General features: G+C 75.8%; 17 protein-coding genes. 5 read left to right on the top strand and 12 right to left on the bottom strand.

What is annotated here, in order from left to right:
• The first annotated feature begins 24 nt into the window (after positions 1 to 24).
• Entirely contained in the window at positions 25 to 1734 is a 1710-nt protein-coding gene (locus tag AB0O40_RS13170; protein WP_365039415.1) for an MFS transporter, read from the top strand.
• 42 nt (positions 1735 to 1776) lie between these two features.
• A complete protein-coding gene (locus AB0O40_RS13165; protein WP_365039412.1) occupies positions 1777 to 2526 on the top strand; it encodes a DUF2993 domain-containing protein in 750 nt (249 codons plus the stop codon).
• A gap of 12 nt (positions 2527 to 2538) precedes the next feature.
• On the opposite strand, the gene AB0O40_RS13160 is transcribed toward AB0O40_RS13165, so the two are convergent.
• From AB0O40_RS13160 to AB0O40_RS13145, 4 genes are all read right to left on the bottom strand, one after another.
• The gene (locus tag AB0O40_RS13160; protein WP_365039409.1) at positions 2539 to 2874 is read right to left on the bottom strand and encodes a DoxX family protein; all 336 of its coding nucleotides are present in this window, start codon (positions 2872 to 2874) and stop codon (positions 2539 to 2541) included.
• Positions 2871 to 3902, bottom strand: a complete 1032-nt coding sequence (locus AB0O40_RS13155; RefSeq protein ID WP_365039406.1) for an alpha/beta hydrolase — start codon at positions 3900 to 3902, stop codon at positions 2871 to 2873. Before AB0O40_RS13155 ends, AB0O40_RS13160 begins: the two co-directional genes overlap by 4 nt.
• A gap of 87 nt (positions 3903 to 3989) precedes the next feature.
• Positions 3990 to 5558: a bifunctional 3-(3-hydroxy-phenyl)propionate/3-hydroxycinnamic acid hydroxylase gene (locus tag AB0O40_RS13150; RefSeq protein WP_365039403.1), complete on the bottom strand. Its 1569-nt coding sequence runs from the start codon at positions 5556 to 5558 to the stop codon at positions 3990 to 3992.
• A gap of 145 nt (positions 5559 to 5703) precedes the next feature.
• Positions 5704 to 6270: a TetR/AcrR family transcriptional regulator gene (locus tag AB0O40_RS13145; protein WP_365039400.1), complete on the bottom strand. Its 567-nt coding sequence runs from the start codon at positions 6268 to 6270 to the stop codon at positions 5704 to 5706.
• A 121-nt stretch (positions 6271 to 6391) separates the two neighbouring features.
• Between AB0O40_RS13145 and AB0O40_RS13140 the strand changes: the two genes are divergently transcribed.
• The gene (locus AB0O40_RS13140) at positions 6392 to 7411 is read left to right on the top strand and encodes an NAD-dependent epimerase/dehydratase family protein (protein ID WP_365039397.1); all 1020 of its coding nucleotides are present in this window, start codon (positions 6392 to 6394) and stop codon (positions 7409 to 7411) included.
• Between the two features lie 33 nt (positions 7412 to 7444).
• Here the strand turns inward: AB0O40_RS13140 and AB0O40_RS13135 are convergent, their stop codons facing one another.
• Both AB0O40_RS13135 and AB0O40_RS13130 read right to left on the bottom strand, forming a co-directional pair.
• Positions 7445 to 8896 (bottom strand): ATP-binding protein, encoded by a 1452-nt coding sequence (locus AB0O40_RS13135; protein ID WP_365039394.1) that lies wholly within the window; start codon positions 8894 to 8896, stop codon positions 7445 to 7447.
• Complete coding sequence (locus AB0O40_RS13130) at positions 8889 to 9566, bottom strand: response regulator transcription factor (RefSeq protein ID WP_365039391.1); 678 nt, start codon at positions 9564 to 9566, stop codon at positions 8889 to 8891. Before AB0O40_RS13130 ends, AB0O40_RS13135 begins: the two co-directional genes overlap by 8 nt.
• Before the next feature lie 150 nt (positions 9567 to 9716).
• Here AB0O40_RS13130 and AB0O40_RS13125 point away from each other — a divergent pair, with 150 nt between their 5' ends.
• Both AB0O40_RS13125 and AB0O40_RS13120 read left to right on the top strand, forming a co-directional pair.
• Complete coding sequence (locus tag AB0O40_RS13125; RefSeq protein WP_365039388.1) at positions 9717 to 10322, top strand: hypothetical protein; 606 nt, start codon at positions 9717 to 9719, stop codon at positions 10320 to 10322.
• A gap of 136 nt (positions 10323 to 10458) precedes the next feature.
• Positions 10459 to 11733, top strand: a complete 1275-nt coding sequence (locus tag AB0O40_RS13120; protein WP_365039386.1) for a hypothetical protein — start codon at positions 10459 to 10461, stop codon at positions 11731 to 11733.
• 39 nt (positions 11734 to 11772) lie between these two features.
• Here AB0O40_RS13120 and AB0O40_RS13115 read toward each other — a convergent pair whose 3' ends face one another.
• The 6 genes from AB0O40_RS13115 to AB0O40_RS13090 all read right to left on the bottom strand — a co-directional run bounded on the left by AB0O40_RS13115 (position 11773) and on the right by AB0O40_RS13090 (position 17695).
• Entirely contained in the window at positions 11773 to 12714 is a 942-nt protein-coding gene (locus tag AB0O40_RS13115) for a M48 family metalloprotease (RefSeq protein ID WP_365039383.1), read from the bottom strand.
• Positions 12711 to 13082: a BlaI/MecI/CopY family transcriptional regulator gene (locus AB0O40_RS13110; RefSeq protein WP_365039380.1), complete on the bottom strand. Its 372-nt coding sequence runs from the start codon at positions 13080 to 13082 to the stop codon at positions 12711 to 12713. The genes AB0O40_RS13115 and AB0O40_RS13110 overlap by 4 nt, the downstream gene beginning before the upstream one ends.
• A gap of 97 nt (positions 13083 to 13179) precedes the next feature.
• On the bottom strand, positions 13180 to 14538 hold the full coding sequence (locus AB0O40_RS13105; protein ID WP_365039377.1) for a HAMP domain-containing sensor histidine kinase: 1359 nt from the start codon (positions 14536 to 14538) through the stop codon (positions 13180 to 13182).
• Entirely contained in the window at positions 14535 to 15197 is a 663-nt protein-coding gene (locus AB0O40_RS13100) for a response regulator transcription factor (RefSeq protein ID WP_365039374.1), read from the bottom strand. Before AB0O40_RS13100 ends, AB0O40_RS13105 begins: the two co-directional genes overlap by 4 nt.
• A gap of 31 nt (positions 15198 to 15228) precedes the next feature.
• Entirely contained in the window at positions 15229 to 15834 is a 606-nt protein-coding gene (locus AB0O40_RS13095) for a phosphatase PAP2 family protein (protein ID WP_365039371.1), read from the bottom strand.
• A 139-nt stretch (positions 15835 to 15973) separates the two neighbouring features.
• Entirely contained in the window at positions 15974 to 17695 is a 1722-nt protein-coding gene (locus AB0O40_RS13090) for an amidase (RefSeq protein WP_365039368.1), read from the bottom strand.
• Positions 17696 to 17715: the final 20 nt, after the last annotated feature.

Genomic DNA, 17715 nt, shown 5'->3' with positions numbered 1-17715 from the left:
ACGTCATCATTTACGATGGATCCCATGAAGACACTCGAGCGCAGCGCCCCTCCCACCCCCATAGGCCGACGCGGCCAGCGCGCCGTGCTCTTCGCGATGTGCCTCTCGCTGGTCCTGGTGGTGGCCTCGGTCTCGGCGCTGAACCTGGCCCTGCCGGACCTCGCCGTGCAGCTCGGCGCCACCAACTCGGCGCTGACCTGGATCGCCGACGGGTATACCGTCGCCCTGGCGGCACTGGTCCTGCCGCTGGGAGCGCTCGGCGACCGGGTGGGGCGCCGCAAGGTGCTGATCGCCGGCAACCTGGTCTTCGGCGGGGCGGCGGTGCTCGCCGCCTGCTCCGCCTCGACCGCGCAGCTGATCGTCTGCCGGGTGGTGATGGGCATCGGCGCGGCGATGATCATGCCCGGCACGCTGTCGACGATCACCGCCGTCTTCCCCAAGGACGAGAAGGACCGGGGCGTGGCCATCTGGTCCGGCTTCGCCGCGGCCGGCGCCATCATCGGCATGCTCGCCGCCGGCGGCCTGCTGGAGGGCTTCTCCTGGAAGGCGGTCTTCGTCACCAGCGCCGCCACCGCCCTGCTGTGCGCGCTCGCCGCGCTGCTCCTGGCACCCGAGACCCGCAGCTCCACCCGGGAGCCCTTCGACTTCCCCGGGTCCGCCACCACCGCCCTGGCGGTGGGCGCGCTGGTCTACGGCATCATCGAGGGCAACGACCGCGGCTGGAGCCGCCCGGAGGTCCTGGCGGCCTTCGCCGTCGCCCTGCTGGCCCTGGCCGGGTACGTGGCCCTGGGCCTGCGCAGCCGCCACCCGCTGCTGGACCCGCGGCTGTTCGCCCTGCGGGGCTTCGGCTCGGGCGCCCTGGCGATCCTCACGCAGTTCCTGGCCGTCTTCGGCTTCTTCTTCGTCGGCCTGCAGTTCCTCCAGCTGATCCTGGGATACAGCCCCCTCAAGAGCGCGCTCGCGCTGGTGCCGGTGGCGGCCGTGGTGCTGCCGGTCTCCGCATCCACGCCGCGGCTGGCCGAGCGGCTGGGCGCCAAGGTCGTCATGCCCGCCGGGCTGCTCTGCCTGGCCGGCGGCATGCTCTGGCTGACCCGGCTGCACGCCGACAGCGGGTACCCGCCCTTCCTCGGCGCGCTGCTGCTGGCCGGTCTGGGCATCGGCCTGACCAGCGCCACCGGCACCAGCGCGATCGTGGACTCCCTCGGTCCCGACAGCCAGGGCGTCGCCTCCGCGATGAACGACACCGCCCGCGAGGTCGGCTCCGCCGTCGGGATCGCCCTCATGGGCTCGGTCTTCGCCGGCCACTACCGCGCCGCGCTCCCGGACCACCTGGCGGGTCTGCCCGCCGGGGCCGCCGAGGCCGTGCAGCACTCCGCAGCCGGCGGCCTCGAGGTCGCCGCCCACCTCGGCGCCCGGGGCCCGGCGCTGGCCGCCACCGTGCGCGAGGCCTTCATGTCCGGCTTCACCGCGGCCATGGGCATCACCGCGGCGATCCTTGCCGCGGCCGCCCTCGTCTGCGCGCTCACCGCGCCCCGCCACAACCGTACGAAGGGGACGGCCCCGACCGGACCGCAGGAGTCCGCACCGGCGGCCCCGGAATCCGGCCCGCACGCGGGATCTGGCTCTGACGCGGGGGCCGGCCCGGCCCCGGAATCCGCCTCGGCCGCCGACGCGCTCCCCGAGGCCGCACTCACCGGCTCCGCAAGCGCCGACCGGCCCCGTGACCGTTCCTGACCCCGCCCCACCGCCACCCGCCCCGCCCACCCAGGAGAGCCCGTGCCCGTCACCCCCCTCGCCGCGCTGCGCCGCCGCCCCGTCCTCGCCGGGGCCGTGACCCTGGCGGTCGTCGCCCTCGCCGCCACCGGGACCGACCGCGCGGTCGCCCGGTACGCCGAGCAGCAGACGGCCGACGCCTTCCAGCAGGCCACCCGCACCGCTCAGCCGCCCACCGTCGCCATCGGCGGCTTCCCGGTGCTGGGCCAGGTGGTCCGCGGCCGCCTGGACCACGTCGAGATCACCGCCCATGACATACCGGCCGACACCGGCGCGGGCCGCCCGCCGATCAGCCGGCTCGACCTGCGCCTGACCGGCGTACGGCAGTCCGACGACGAGCGCACGGCCCGCTCCGAGGCGGCGCGCGCCACCGCCTTCCTGTCGTACGCCGACCTGTCCGACGCCCTCGGCGTCGGCATCACCCCCGGCGACCGGGCCGGGTACGTCGACGCGCGGATCCAGCTGCCGCTGCTCGGGGCCGCCACCGTCACCGCCCGGGTCGGCGCCGGTCCCGGCAACAGCATCGCCTTCAGCGACCTGCACGTGGTCTCGGGGGACCTGCCCGCGCCGGGGATGCGGCTGCTGACGAAGGTCTTCGAGCAGCCCATGCCGGTGCGCAACATCCCCCAGGGCCTGCACCTGGAGACGCTGCGCACCTCGCCGACCGGGCTGAGCGCCCAACTGGCCGGCCGGGACGTGGCCTTCCGCACCGACGCCACCGACGACGCCACCGACGCCGGCTCCGGCGTCTGACCCGGCCGTACGTCAAAGAGCCCGCAGGGCGTGGACGAGCGCGAGCGCGCCGCAGGCCAGCGCCGGGAGCGTGCGGACCCAGGGGTCACCGGCCCGGCGGTGCGCCACCGCCGCCCCCGCCATCAGCGCCGCCAGGCCCGCCCCGGCGGCGGCCCCGGCCGGTGGCCAGGCGGGGCCGGTCAGCACCCCGGCCACCCCGGCGACCTCCAGCCCGCCGATCAGGCGGTAGTGGCCGGGGGTCATGCCGAGGTGCGCGGCGGCCTCCCGCATCACCGGCACCGCGGCGAGCTTGGCGGCACCGAGCGGCAGGAAGACCACGGCGATGAGGGGTGCGGTCAGGGCGGTCATGCGGTGCTCCGGCCGGCGCCCAGGAACTCCCGCAGGACGGCCACCGTCTCCTCGGGCACCTCGAAGGGCCAGAAGTGGCCGGAGTCGAAGAGGTGTACGCCGCTGCCGGGCGGGAGCTGCGCGAGGACCAGCGGGTCGGTGTAGAACTCGCGCGGCTGGACCGGGTCGCCCGCGCCCTGGAGCAGCAGGACCGGGCATTTCCACCGCGGTACGAGCCGGCCCCGCCGGTCGAGCCATTCCTGGCGGAAGGACGAGGAGTTGAAATAGCGGGGCACGGCCGTGCTGATCCCGTCGTACCCGAACTCCTGCACCGTGCGCACCAGGTCGGAGTCCGCGACCGGGCGCTCGGTCAGCAGCGTGTACGCGGTGACGACGAACCGCCGGGCGTCGGCCAGGACGGCGGAGGCCTCGGGGGAGGTGAACAGGTCCTGCTGGGGGTGCAGGTCCGGGTGCAGGTGCCAGAGGTGCTGCTGGCCGCGGCCGTAGCGGATCACCCGGTGTCCGGCCCGGGCCACCAGGTGGTCGCCCACCGGGGTGCCCCGGTCGTGGGTGACCAGGCTGAAGCGGTCGACCCCGATCAGGTCCAGCAGGGCTTCGAGCTGTTGGGCGACGCCCTCCTGGCGGAAGTCGCCGGTGCTCTTCCCGGACTGTCCGTAGCCCTTCAAGTCGACCGCCAGGCACCGGAATTCGGTCCCGAGGGCTTCGATGGCGTAGTGCCACTGCCACCAGGAGTCGGGCACGCCGTGCAGGAGGACGACCACCGGTGCACCGGCCGGTCCGGCCTCGACGTAGTGCCAGCGCACCGTCTCCCCGTCGCCGGGGGCGTCCACGAAGCGGTGCGTGACGGTGACGGAGCCCAGGAGCTCGGTGTCCCCGTCCGCGTCGGGCGCCCGGGGCGGCGTCCCGGGCAGCTGCGCCACCAGCCGGTCGACCTCGGCCAGCCGCTCCACGGCCCGGTCCATGCCCGCGCGGACGCGCGCAGGCGGCGGGGTGTACTGGGGCGCGGGTGCGAGCGGTTCCTTCGGCATGGTGCGGTCCTCCCGGTACGGGGCGTCGCGTCGCGACGGACGGACGCCATGGGTGTGCTGCGGAGTTGGCGGATCGGCCGGGGCCCCCTAAGGGGCGGGTACCGAACTCCCGTCCGGCCGGCGGGTGGTGCACAGCAGGGGTGCCCAGCCGGCGGCGCCGGTGAAGTCCCGGCCGCCGGCCGGGACCACGTCCAGGACGACGCGGTCGGGGCGCAGCAGCACGGCGTCGGCGCGGCCCCGCCGCAGCCACGCGGCCAGGGTGCCGTCGTCGCGGAGGCCGGCCACGGGGAGCACCGGGACGCCGAGGCCGCGCAGCCTCGCCCGCACCGAGGGCGCGGGGTCGGCGGCGGTCAGGGCGGTGAAACCGTCGCCGAGCACGTCGTCGAGGCGGGTCCGCCGCCCGTCCCGGTCCACCCACGGCTGCGGGCAGTGCGTGCCCGGGAGCCGGCTGCCGCGGCGGGTCCGCCGCCCCACGAGCGGCCCGCGGGCCAGGGCCGGGCTGAGGTCGCGGCCGGCCGCCTCGGTCAGCGCCGGGATGCGGCAGGCCGCCGCCAGCAGGCCCCGGCGGAGCGCCGCGGCGCGGTCCTGTCCGCCGGTCATCGCCCAGCCCATGGCGACCGCGAGCCGGATCACGTGCCGGGCGTGCGGCCTGCGCTCGCTCTCGTACGTCTCCAACAGGCGCTCGTCGGCGCCCTCTTGGAGGACCCGGGCGAGCTTCCAGGTGAGGTTGTACGCGTCCCGGAGGCCGGCGCACAGCCCCTGCCCGATGAAGGGCGGCATGAGGTGGGCGGCGTCGCCGAGCAGGAAGACCCGTCCGCTGCGCCACCGGTCGGCGACCCGGGCCTGGAAGGTGTACTCCCGCTCCCGGACCACCTCGAACTCCCCGCGGTACGAGGGCGGCAGCCAGGGCGCGACCAGCTCCCGGACCGGCGTCCGCGGACCGTCCGGCAGGCGGAACTCCCAGCGGTACAGGTCCTCGCCGACCCGCATGAAGGTCGCCGGCCGCCGGGGGTCGCAGACCTGGTCCACCCCCTCCCAGCTGCGGACCCGGGCCGGGGTGCGCACGTCCAGGACGGTCCACCGCTCCTCGAAGCGGAGGTCTTCCCAACCGGCTCCGACGGCCCGGCGGGTGAGGCTGTTGGCCCCGTCGCAACCGAGCACCGCGTCGGCCCACAGCTGGCGTTCCTGGTCCCCGTCCCGGTAGGTCACGCGCACCGGGCCGGCCGGGCCGGGCTCGACCGCGATCACCTCGGCACCGCCCCGCAGTTCGCACTCCGGCCGGGCGGCCAGGGCCTCGCGCAGCAGCCGCTCCAGGGCGGGCTGCTCGAACATGCCGGTCTGCGGGTAGCCGTGCGGCCCCTGCTCGGAGCGGCGGAACTCGGCCATCACCCGGTGCCGGGCGTCGAGCAGCCGAAGTCCCCTGCCGGGGCGGGTCATCGCGTCGAACCCGGGGCCGACGCCCGCGGCCTGGAGCACCCGGCGCACCTCGTCGTCGACGACCAGCGCGCGCGGCAGCGGGTACACCTCCCGGTGCCGCTCCAGCACCAGGCTCCGCACCCCGCGCCGCGCCAGCAGCAGCGCGGCCAGCACCCCCACCGGACCGGCGCCGACGATGACGACGGGGATGCGTGCGGGGTCACGCTGTTCGACGCTCATGTGCGGCTCGTTTCGGAGGCTGACGTCAGAATGATGAAACTATCAACCTTGAGATTTCCATCATCAAGGGAGCCGGTCGATGCTGTTGATGAAATCATCAACATGACGCCGTGCATCGGGGGCGCAGCGCCCCGGGTCCGCGGGCCTACGCCGCCGGCCTGCGCAGGCCGTCCACGATCAGTGCCAGGATCCGGGCCGCGCGCTGGTCGCCGCCCTGGGCGGGGTCGATCCGCCACAGGACGCTGAGCTGGAGCAGCACGTCCTCGGGGTCGACCCCGGGCTTGAGCTCGCCGGCCTCGGCGCCGGCGCGGAGCAGCAGGTCGATGGCCTGGACGAAGGGCTGGTAGTAGGTGTCGTTGTGGCCGCCGTCGGTCGCCGCGTGGATGACCTCGGCCACCCCGAACTTGAGCTGCCCGTAGCGCGCGACCTCCGCGAACCAGAGCCGGAGGGCGTCGAGCGGCGGGTGTCCGTCCAGCAGGGCCGGGGCCCGGTCGATCAACAGCTGGATGTCGTGCCGGTACAGCTCCATGACCAGCGCCTCCCGGGTCGGGAAGTGCCGGTAGAGGGTGCCGATGCCCACGCCCGCCGCCCGGGCGATCGCCGTCAGGGACGCGGAGCCGGACTCGGACAGCGCCTCGCGGGCGACGGTCAGGATGCGCTCCCGGTTGTCCAGGGCGTCCTTGCGGGTCCGTTTGGCGGGCGGTGGGGTCACGGCGGCGGCGTCCAATCGTGTCGGCTTGTCAAGCGGAGGCCCCTCCGTTACGTTGGAAGTGCTTAACGGAGACCCCTCCGTTTCATTCTGGCACACCCCCTACGCCCCGCGGAGGTCAGCCATGTCCGAACTCGTCCTGGTCACCGGCGGGACCGGCTACATCGGGGGCTGGTGCATCGCCGAACTGCTCAAGCGCGGCTACGAGGTACGGACCACCGTGCGCTCGCCGGGGCGCGAGCAGGCGGTGACCGAGGCCGTCTCGACCGAGGTCGACCCCGCCGGCCGCCTGACCTTCGCGATCGCCGACCTCACCTCGGACGAGGGCTGGGAGGAGGCCATGAAGGGCGTCGACCACGTCCTGCACGTGGCCTCCCCGCTCGGCGCCGCCTCCGACGACCCCCAGGCCCTCATCGGCCCGGCCCGCGACGGCGCCCTGCGCGTGCTGCGCGCGGCGACCGCCGCCCGGGTCCGGCGCGTGGTGATGACTTCGGCGGCCAACGCGGCGAGCCCGTCCTCGTACGCCACCGAAGGAATCACCGACGAGACCCTGTGGACGGACCCGGAGGACCCCACCCTGATCCCGTACCGCCGCTCGAAGACCCTGGCCGAGCGCGCCGCCTGGGACTTCATGGCGGAGTACGACGGCCCCACCGAACTGACCACCGTGCTGCCCGGTGCCGTGTTCGGCCCCGTGCTCACCGCGGACAACCTCGGCTCCGTCGGGATCGTCGCCCGCATGCTCTCCGGCCGGATGAGCGGCGTACCGCGCATCGGCCTGGAGGTGGTGGACGTCCGCGACCTGGTCGACGTCCACATCCGGGCCATGACCGCCCCGGCCGCGGCGGGCCAGCGCTTCCTCGCCACCGGCGAGTTCCTGTGGATGGCCGACATGGCCCGCACCCTGCGCGACGGCCTCGGCGAGCAGGGGCGGCGCGTCTCCACCCGCCAGATCCCGGACTTCGCGGTCCGCCTGGTGGCACGCTTCAAGGACCCCTCGCTGCGGGAGATCACCCCGGCCCTGGGCCGCCGCAACCGCCACAGCACGGAGAAGGCCCGCACCCTCCTCGGCTGGCAGCCCCGCCCGGCCCGCCGCACCGTCCTGGACTGCGCCCAGAGCCTGATCGCCCACGGCGCGGTCTGACACCCGAGGCCGTGCCGCATCGTCCGCCTGCGGTCAGGCCGGCGCGCCGCGGGTGAGGCGGGTGCGGAAGACGGTGCCGTCCGGGGTGTCCAGGACGGTGATCGTGCCGCCGTGCAGGGCGGCGATGTCCCGGGCGATGGAGAGGCCCAGGCCGGTGCCGCCCTCGTCGCGGCTGCGGGCGTCGTCGAGCCGGGTGAACCGTTCGAAGATCCTCTCCCGGTCCGCGGCGGCGACCGGCGGACCGTCGTTCGCCACGTCCAGGACGGCGTCCCCCGTCACGGGGTCCTCCGCCAGCCGCACGGTGACGGAACCACGCGCGTGCCGCTGGGCGTTGTCGAGGAGGTTGGTCAACAGCCGCCCCAGCCACAGGGCGTTGCCGTGCAGCGTGACGTGCCCGGGTGCGTGCAGGGTGACCGTGCGGGCGTCGGCGGGTCGGCCCGCGACGGTGGCCCGTACCAGGGCGGTGAGGTCGACGGGGTCCTCGGCGCGGCGCTGCCCGGAGACGTCCAGGCGGGCCAGCAGGAGCAGGTCGGCGGAGAGCGCCTGAAGCCGCTCGGTGTCCTCCAGCGCACCCGCGACCAGGTCCTCCCGGACCTCCGGATCCGGGTGGGTGCGCGCCACCTCCAGCTGGGTACGGAGCACCGCGAGGGGGCTGCGCAGCTCGTGGGAGGCGTCGGCGATGAACCGGCGCTGCCGGGCGCCCGCTTCCTCCAGCCGTTCGAGCATGGCGTTCATGGTGTCCGCGAGGCGGGCGATCTCGTCCCCGCCGCGCGGGGCCGGCACCCGGCGGTCCAGCTCGCGGTCGCCGATGGCGGCCACCTCGGCCCGGATGGCCTCGACCGGCCGCAGCGCGCGGCCGGTCGTACGCCAGGTCAGGAAGCCGACGGTGCAGACCAGCAGGGCGCTGACGACGGCCAGGGCCACCCCCGTCAGGTCCTCGGCCGCGTCGGCGGTCCGCAGCGAGGCGCCGACCAGGACCGTGACCGGCCCGTCGGGGGTGTCGGCGGTGACGGCCGTGACGCGTTGGTGGTGCTGTTCGCCGAGGGCGTCGAGGTTGTACGTCCGGTGGCCGCGGCGGGGGCCGGACGGGGCGAGGGCGGGGCGGCCGGCCAGGTTCTCGCTCCGGGCCAGGACCCGGCCACGGCCGTCCACGACCTGGATGAAGTCGGTACCGGGCCCCAGGGGCAGCCGGGCCGCCAGCCGCCCGTCGGCGGCCAGCCGCGACAGGGCCCGGGCCTGCTGGCGGACCCCGGGCTCCACGGTGCGTTCCAGGTTGGTGCGCAGCAGCATCAGGACCACGGCCGAGGCGGCGACCATCACCACCGCCACGCTCGCGCAGGCGGCGAGGGTGGTCCGGGCGCGGACCGAGTGCGGCGCCAGCCGGCGGAACAGGGCCGCGGCCCGCGGGCGACGGACCCGCGGCCCGGCCCCGGTCCCCCGGGCGGGGACCTCCGGCGCGGGGCCGGCCGGGTACGGCTCAGCCACCGTCGGCCGCCAGCCGGTAGCCGGCGCCCCGCACGGTCTGCACCGCGGCCCGCCCGAAGGGGGCGTCGATCTTCCGGCGCAGGGCGCTGACGTGCACCTCGACGGTGTTGGGATCGCTGTCCGGATGGCCGTCCCAGACCTCGGCCAGGATCTCGCGCTTGGAGACGGCCTCCCCGGCCCGCCGGGCGAGGTGGTCCAGCACGGCGAACTCGCGCGGGGTCAGGGGTATGGGCACGCCCCCGCGGGCGCAGGTACGGGCCGCGGAGTCGACCACCAGGTCGCCGAGCACCGTGCGCCGCGGCGCCCGGCTGCCGATGCGGCGGGCCAGGGCCCGCAGCCGGGCGACCAGCACCACGAAGGAGAAGGGCTTGGAGAGGTAGTCGTCGGCGCCGGTGTCCAGCGCCTCGGCCTCGTCCCACTCGCCGTCCTTGGCGGTGAGCATGAGGATGCCGACGTCGCTGCCGGCGGCCCGCAGCCGCGAGCACACCCGGTAGCCGTTGAGGCCGGGCAGCATGATGTCCAGCACCACCACGTCGTAGGAGTGGTCGGTGGCCTTGGCCAGACCGGTGAGGCCGTCGTGGGCGACGTCCACGCTGAACCCCTCGGCCGTCAGACCGTGCCGGAGCGCCAGGGCCAGCCGGCGCTCGTCCTCCACCACCAGTACGCGCATGCCCCCAGGGTGGCACGCCGCCGAACGGCCGCGGCACCGGGCTGAAGGCGTCTTCAGGTCTTCAGCGTCCCTTCAGCACGCCCCCGCGATGCTGTGCCCGGACGCCCGGGCACCGGATCCGGGCGCCGCCACGAGTCAGGGGTGGACGCAGTGAGCGAATCCGTGGACGAGCCCGTCGGCGCCGAGGGGGCGCAGGAGCGGACGCACGAGGACGGCGCGGGCCCGGCGGCGGGCAAGCCGCCCGCCCGGCGCCGGTTCGGCAGCCGCAGAACCCGGTGGGCGGTGGCCGGTGCGGCCGCCGTGGTGGTCGTCGGCGGCGCCGCGGCCGCGGCGGCGATCCACCACCACGAGGACGGGCGGGGCATGCGCAGGGCGGTGTTCGCCGGGGGCCACGAGTGGCGTGGTGGTCCGCGGGCGGAGGCCGGCGGGCGAGGTGACGGCCCCCGGGCGGAGGCCGACGGCCGTGACGGCCGGCCGGTCCGGCCCGAGGGCCGCGGCCCGCGCGGCGACGGCTTCCCCGGCCGCGCCGGTGGGAAGGCCCCGGCCCCGCTGCCCCCGCTCGCCGCCGCCGACGCCCTGGACAAGGCCGCCGCGGCCGTGAAGGACGGCAAGGTCGAGTCGCTGGCCCCGGTCACGGCCCAGGGCGGCGGGAGTGCCTGGCGGGTCGTCGTCCTCGGCCCCGACGGGGTGCGGCACGTGGTGACGGTCGACGGCACCACCGGCACGCTGACGAGCAACACCGCCCTGGGCGGCTGAGACCGGCACGACCCGAGCGGCGCGGCCCCGGCCGCGCCGTGGTCGTCGTGGGCGCTGGACCGGAAGTGCGACGGAGCAGGTGCCCCCGTGCAGACGGTCAGGATGCGTTCAGGTTCCCGGCGGCACAGTCGGCCGCATGACCCCACACACGTCCGACAGTCCCGGGCTCCGCCGGCCGGTCCCCGGAGCCCACGCACCCACCCGGCAGATGCTGAACAAGGTGCCCGAGGTCACCGTCTGGTTCTGGATCATCAAGATCCTCTGCACCACGGTCGGCGAGAGCTTCGCCGACTGGATCGACATGACCCTGGGCGTCGGCCTGACCAACACCGCGTTGATCTTCACCGGGGTGCTGGCGGCCGTCCTGGCCTGGCAGTTGAGCGCGGCCCGCTACGTGCCGTTCGTGTACTGGCTCACCGTCGTGGTGGTCAGCGTGACCGGCACCCTGTACACCGACATCCTCACCGACAGCCAGGGCGTGCCCCTCGCCGTCAGCAGCACCGCCTTCGCCGGGCTGCTGGCCGTGGTCTTCGGCGCCTGGTACCTGCGCGAGCGGACCCTGTCGGTGCACACGATCACCACCCGCCCCCGCGAACTCTTCTACTGGCTCGCGGTGTTGGTCACATTCGCCCTCGGCACCGCCACCGGCGACTGGACCCTGGAACTGACCGGCTGGACCGCCGGCGTCTCCGTGCTCCTGCCGCTCGGCCTGATCGCCGCGATCCTGGCCGGCTGGCGGCTCGGCGCCGGCCCGGTGCTCTCCTTCTGGCTGGCGTACGTCCTCACCCGCCCGCTCGGCGCCAACCTGGGCGACTGGCTCGGCGCGCCCCGGGCCGAGGGCGGCCTGGGCCTGGGCACCGCCGTGACGAGCGTGCTCTTCCTGGCCGCGATCCTCGCCACGGTCTGCTACCTCACCTACAGCCGCCGCGACGTCATCGAGGCCCGGGACGGCGGTGGTCGCCGGGCCCCGAACGCGGCGCGCGAGCGCGGCATGCTCGTCTACTACGCCCTCGTGTCGGCGGCGGCGGTGGCGCTCCTGGTGTGGGCGCACCAGCAGCCGCACGCGGCTGCGGCCCCCGAGGAGGACGGCCCGGCACCGGTGAGCACCCACCTCACGCCGCGGGAGGCGACCGCGCCGTTCCCGCCGGCCGAGATCGCGAAGTTCCGCACCCTCACCGCCGACACCCTGGCGAAGGTCGAAGCGGGAGACCCGAAGGCGGCGAAGAAGCGGGCCACCGACCTGGAGAGCGCCTGGGACGAGGACCAGTCCACCCTCGAGCCCGAGAACGAACAGGCCTGGGGCTTCCTGGACGGCGAGATCGACGCGGTCCTGGAAGCGGTACGCGCGGCCGACCCCGACCGGGCCAGCGAGGTCAAGGCGCTCGACACCCTCCTCACCACGCTGGGCTGACCCGGGTACGACCGGCCGCGGGCGCCGGGGCCTGCAGGTTCAGTCGCCGGGGTGCTCGCCCTGGGCCACTTCCACGCCCCGGTGCAGCCAGACCGCGCCGCCGAGCGAGGAGGCGGCCGCGGTCGTGCAGAGCAGGGCCATGGCCAGCAGCGCGGGGGCGGAGCGGCGTACCGGCGCCTGGGTGAAGAGGGCCTTGACCCGGGCCGGTACCGGCCCGGTGGTTCCGCGGGGTGCGACTGCCGGTACCCGCAGGCCCTTGCGGTGGTCTGTCGCGGCCAGGGCCGCCCGGCCGATGGCGCGGGCGGCCAGCCGCCGGTCCCCGCAGGCCCGGGCGGCGGCCTCGTCGGCCGCCCGCTCGGCGGCGTACGAGACGGCCGGGACCACGGCGGCCAGCGCCGGGTGGCACCAGCCGGCGAGCCGTGCGAGCGCCAGGAAGACGTGGTGGCGGCCGGCCAGGTGGGCGCGTTCGTGGCCGAGCAGGGCCTCGCGCTCGCCCGCGTCGAGGGCGCGGAGCATGCCCGCGGTCACCACCACCCGGTCCGAGCGGCGCCGGCCGCCGGGCAGCGCGAAGGCATCGGGCCGCTCGTCGTCGACCACGCACAGCCCGCCGGCCGCCGGCACCCCGGCCACCAGCCGCCGCGCCGCCCGCCAGTGCGTCAGCTCCGACGCGATCCCGCGGACCCCGGCGATCGCGGCCACCGCGAGCGCGCCGCCGGCCACCGTCGAGGCGCCGGAGACCAGGGCCGCCGGGCCCGCCTGGAGCGGGTGGAGCAGGTGCGCGAGCCCCGCGAGGGCCGGCACTCGGAGGGCGAGGGGGAGGAGCAGGGCGCCCAGGCAGGCGACCGTGCCCAGGGCCAGTACCGCCGAGGCGAGCGTGACCGCCGGGAGGGCGAGGTCCGGTCGTACCCGGTCGACGGTCCGCCGGGCGAGCACCGGCAGGATCCAGGGCAGCAGCAGCGGGGCCACCAGCAGCAGGATCACGGCCGGTCCTCCTGGAGGAGGCGGCGCAGCTCGGCCTCGTCGTGCGGATCGAGCCCTTCTACGAAGCGGGCGAGCACCCGGTCCCGGTCGGTGCCGGCGTCGAGTTCGCGGTGCATGCGACGGGCGGCGAGGCCGTGCGCGTCCTGGACGGCGTGGTAGGCGAAGCCGCGGCCGCTGGGCTCACGTCCCACCAGCCCCTTGTCGCACAGGCGCCCCAGCAGGGTGGCGACCGTGGTGCGGGCCAGCTCCTGGGGTATCGCGGCCCTGACCTGGGCGGCGGTCTGCGGGCTGCCGGCCGCCCAGAGCGCGGCGAGCACGCTCGACTCCAGCTCACCGGCAGGTCTGCGCTCGCCCTCGATGTCCGTCATGGGTCCCCTCGCCGATGAGCGCCGGCTGCCGAGCCGGACGACTACTGTTCTGTAGACACGATACGGGGTGTTCCCGGACCGGCGTGGGCTGCGGGGGTCAGCCGCCGGGAAGGGTGACCACGAAGCGGGCACCGCCCCCGTGTGCCGGGTCGTGCTGGACCTCGCCGTCGGCCGACCGGGCCAGCCGCCGCGCCAGTGCCAGCCCCAGCCCCGCCCCGGCGTGCCCGTCACCGGGATCGGCGCGCCGCCCGGGCGTGAAGAGCTCAGCGACGAAGTCCCCGGGCACGCCCGGCCCGTCGTCGGTGACCTCGATGCGGACCCTTGTCCCCTCCGGGGCCGCGGTCACGGTCACGCGGGACCGGGCGTGCCGCAGGGCGTTCTCGACCAGCGGGCCGACCGCCCGCTCGACGACCGCCGCGGGCGCCGCGGCCGTCAGGCGCCGCACCGGGGGTTCGATCCGGAGGACGACCGCCGGCGGCGGGGTGGTCCGGCCGGCCAGGGCGAGCAGCGTGGCGTGGACGTCGGACGGGCCCCGATGGGTGGCGGCCGCCCCCCGGGCCTCGTCGAGGAGGGTGTCGCAGATCCCGCGCATGGCGGCCGCGGCGTCGTCGACGACCGCGAGGGCTGCGCGGGTCTCGTCCGGGGTGCGGGGGCGGCTGCGCCACCAGTCCAGCTCGGCCACGATCCGGGCGAGCGGGTTGCGCAGTTCGTGCGACAGCTCCCGGGTCAGCTGCTGCTCGTGCCGCAGCCCGGCCCGGATCCGGTCGAGCAGCGCGTCCAACGACGCTGCCAGCGCGGCCAGTTCGGCGGGCCGGGCGGTCGTGCCGAACCGGTCGTCGCCGGCCTGCGCGCTCCAGGCGGTGGCCTGTTCGGTCATGGCCTGTACGGGACGCAGGGCGCGCCGCACCGCGAGCCGGGTCAGCGCGTACGTGAGGACGAGCATGGCGGCGCCCAGGGCCAGGGTGGCGTGCAGCACCGTGTCCGCCGAGGTCCGGTACGGGACGAGGCCGACGGCGGCGACCACCGTCGCGGGGGAGTGCCCGGGAACGCGCAGGGCGCACAGCCGGACGGGGTCGCGGTGGGCGGCGGTGGCGCAGTGCGGACGGGGGGCGGCGGCCAGGGCGTCCGCGACCCGGGTGAGCGGGCCGTCCGCGGCGGCGGAGGGCGGGGACTCCAGCCGCCGGGTGCCGGCGTAGATCCACACGCCGGAGTCGAGTGCGTCGTCGTTGGGCACTTCCACGACCCGGGCGCGGCGGCCGGTGGTGTCCACGGTGGAGGCGACCGCGGCCGCACGGGTGCGCAGGTGGTCGTCCGCCCGCTGGTCCAGCTGGTGGCGCACGATGCCGTTGAAGGCGACGACGAGGACGGCGATCAGCAGGGCCGCGATGGCCAGGGCCGTGAGGGAGAGCCGGCCGCGCAGGGTCAGGGGGCGCCGGGCGGGGGTGGGGGCCGTCATCGGAAGCCGTGTCCGATCCCCCGGCTGGTGCTGATGGTCCGGTCGCTGCCCGCGGCGCGGAGTTTGCGGCGCAGCCGGCTCAGATACTGGTCGAGGGTGTTGTCGCTGACCTGCGCCCCCTCGGGCCAGCCGGCCCGCCGGAGTTCGCGGCGGGAGACCAGGGAGCCGGCTGCCGCGAGGAGCGCGGCGAGCAGTCGGAACTCGGTCGGGGTGAGGCCGACGGGATCCCCGCTCGCGGTACACGTGAAGCGCGTCGGATCGAGGACCAGGCCGCCCGCCGCGGCCGGGGGCGGTGGCCCGGCCCGCCGGAGGGCGGCGCGCAGCCGGGCCGCCAGTTCGGTGAGGTGGAAGGGCTTGGCCAGGTAGTCGTCCCCGCCGGCGGAGAAGCCGGCCAGGCGGTCGGTGAGGTGGTGGTGCGCGGTCAGGAAGATCACCGGCGCCGTGAAGCCGGCGGCCCGCAGGGCCTGGCAGACGTCCCGGCCGTCGGCGTCGGGCAGCCCCACGTCCAGCACGACCGCGTCGAAGGGGCTCGTGGCCAGCCGCAGGGCGGCGGCGCCGTCCGCCGCGGGTACCGGGTCGAAGCCCTCCTCGCGCAGCCCCCTCAGGAGCACGCTCCGCAAGGGGTGGTCGTCCTCGACCACGAGGACGCGGCCGGTCACCGCGCACCACCGCGATCGGGCGGGGCCGGCCTCACGGTGCGGTCAGCAGGAACCGCAGGGGCCCGCGGCCCAGCCGGTCGGCCAGGGCGTCCTGCCGGAGCCGGACCGCCCATCCGAGGGTGGCGGCCACCAGGGCGCCGACCGCGAACCCGGCCAGGACGTCGTGGGGGTAGTGCACGCCGACCCAGACCCGGGAGGCCGCCATCAGCACCGCGGCCACCAGGGCGATCGCCCCGAGCCGTCGGGAGGCGAACAGCAGGGCGACCGCCGCGGCGGCCGCGATCGCGGCGTGGTTGCTGGGGAAGGACCAGTCCCCGGGGGCCGGGCAGGATTCCAGCACGGCCACGTGCAGGCTCCGGCAGGGCCGGTCCTCCCGGACCGCGAGCTTGAGCAGCAGATCGGCGCCGAAGCCGGCGAGGGTGATCAGCGGGACCGCGAGCGCGGTCACGGCCGAAGGGGACCCGGCCCGCCGCGCCCGCCACCACGCCGCCGCCATCAGTACGGCGAACAGCCCCAGGCCGTAGAGCGACCAGGCGGCGACGGCGGCGTCCAGCCAGCCGGGCGCGCGGTGGGCGAGGTCGACGACCTCGACGTACGCGTTGCCGTCGATGCCGGAGCCGTCGTAGCCGATGGTCAAGGTGCCGTTCCGATCTGGTGCGCGCTGGTCCGCCGGGCACGGCGGCGGACCACCGCGACGGCGGCCCGTCCGACTACAACCCAGTAGACGGTCTACTGCACTGTAGACGATCGGGGCGGGCGCCGGGCCGGTCGTCAGGTCAGCCGACCGTCAGGCGCGGCGTGCGCAGCGGTTCCGTGCGCCGGCTGCCGGTGCGCTCGAAGGCCGCGGCGAGGGTCAGCAGGGCGTTGTCGTCGTAGGCGCGGCCCGCGAAGGTGAGGCCGACCGGCATGCCGGTGTCCGTCATGGTGCCCATCGGCACGGTCACCGTAGGGATGCCGAGGTGGCGGGGGACCAGGTTGCCGTTGGCGACCCAGACGCCGTTGCGCCAGCCGAGGTCGGCGGAGGCCTCGGACACGTCCATGTCGGCGGGGCCGACGTCGGCGACCGCCGGGAAGACCACCGCGTCCAGGCCCAGCCCGTCCATCCACACCTCCAGGTCGACGCGGCGGGTCTCCTCGAGCCCGCGCAGCCCGTCCTCGAGGTGCGGCATCTCGGCGAGGGAGGCGTACGGGCGCTCGCGCACGAAGCGCGGGTAGTCGCCGATCGTGTCGTCGAAGCCCTCGTAGCGGTCGGGCAGTTCGCCCTCCTGCTTGGGCCAGATCCGGGCGCCGTCGACCTCGGCCAGGCTGGACAGCTGCGGGTCGCCGTTGGCGCGCAGGAAGTCGTCCCACGCCCAGGCGGACAGGTCCTCGATCTCGAAGGTCAGGTACTCGCGGGCGACCAGCCCGCGGGTGAGCAGCGAGGGCGCCCCGGGGCGGTCGGACTCGTAGTTCGAGACGACGGGGAAGTCGACCTCGACCACCTCGGCGCCGGCGGCCTCCAGGTCGCGGCGCGCCGCCTCCCACAGGCTGATGACCGACGGGCGGGTGTCGACGCGCTGCCCGGTCTGGCCGCCGATGCCCCCCTCGGGGTTGGTGCCGGCGTCGGGGTCGGCGTTGACGTACATCCGGGGGACGCCGACGCGCTTGCCCGCGAGCACGCCCTCGGCGGCCGCCAGGGCCGGGTAGGAGGCGGGCCGGACCTGCGAGGCGGCGGGCAGCGGGATCCACTGCTGGGCGCGCCACAGGTCCCCGCGGGTGTGCGGGTCGTCGGCGACGATGACGTCGAGCAGTTCGAGCAGGTCCGCCATGGTGCGGGTGTGCGGGACGACGACGTCCATGGTCGGCACCAGCGGCCAGTTGCCGCGGACCGAGATCACGCCCCGGCTGGGGGTGTAGGCGCACAGTGCGTTGTTGGAGGCGGGCGCGCGGCCGGAGGACCAGGTCTCCTCGCCGAGCCCGAAGGCGCCGAAGGACGCGGCGGTCGCGGTGCCGGAGCCGTTGGAGGAGCCGGAGCCGTAGGCGCTGGTGAGCCAGTCGGCGCTGTAGGGGCTCTCCGCGCGGCCGTACACGCCGCGCTGCATGCCGCCGTTGGCCATCGGCGGCATGTTGGTCAGGCCGATGAGGACGGCCCCGCCGGCGCGCAGCCGTTCGATGGCGAAGGCGTCGCGCTGGGCGACCAGGTGCTCGAAGGCGGGGGAGCCGGACGCAGCCGTGAGCCCCTTGGCGAGGTAGCTGTCCTTCGCGGTGTACGGGATGCCGTCCAGCGGGCCCAGCACCTCGCCGCGGGCGCGGCGGGCGTCGGAGGCCTCCGCGTCCGCGCGGGCGTCGGGGTTCATCACGACCATGGCGTTCAGCGCGGTGGCCGTGCCCGGGCGGTCGTACGCCTCGATCCGTGCCAGGTAGGCGTCGAGCAGGGCGACGGCGGTCGTCTCGCCCTTCTCCAGCGCGGTGCGCAGGTCGGCGATACAGGTCTCCACGACATCGAATCCGCGCGTCATGAGGGTGTCTCCGGGTGGCT

Source organism: Streptomyces sp. NPDC089919 (assembly GCF_040684615.1).
Classification (GTDB): Bacteria; Actinomycetota; Actinomycetes; order Streptomycetales; family Streptomycetaceae; genus Streptomyces.
The sequence above is the reverse complement of the archived record's forward strand: the minus strand, read 5'-3'. Positions and strand labels throughout refer to the sequence as shown.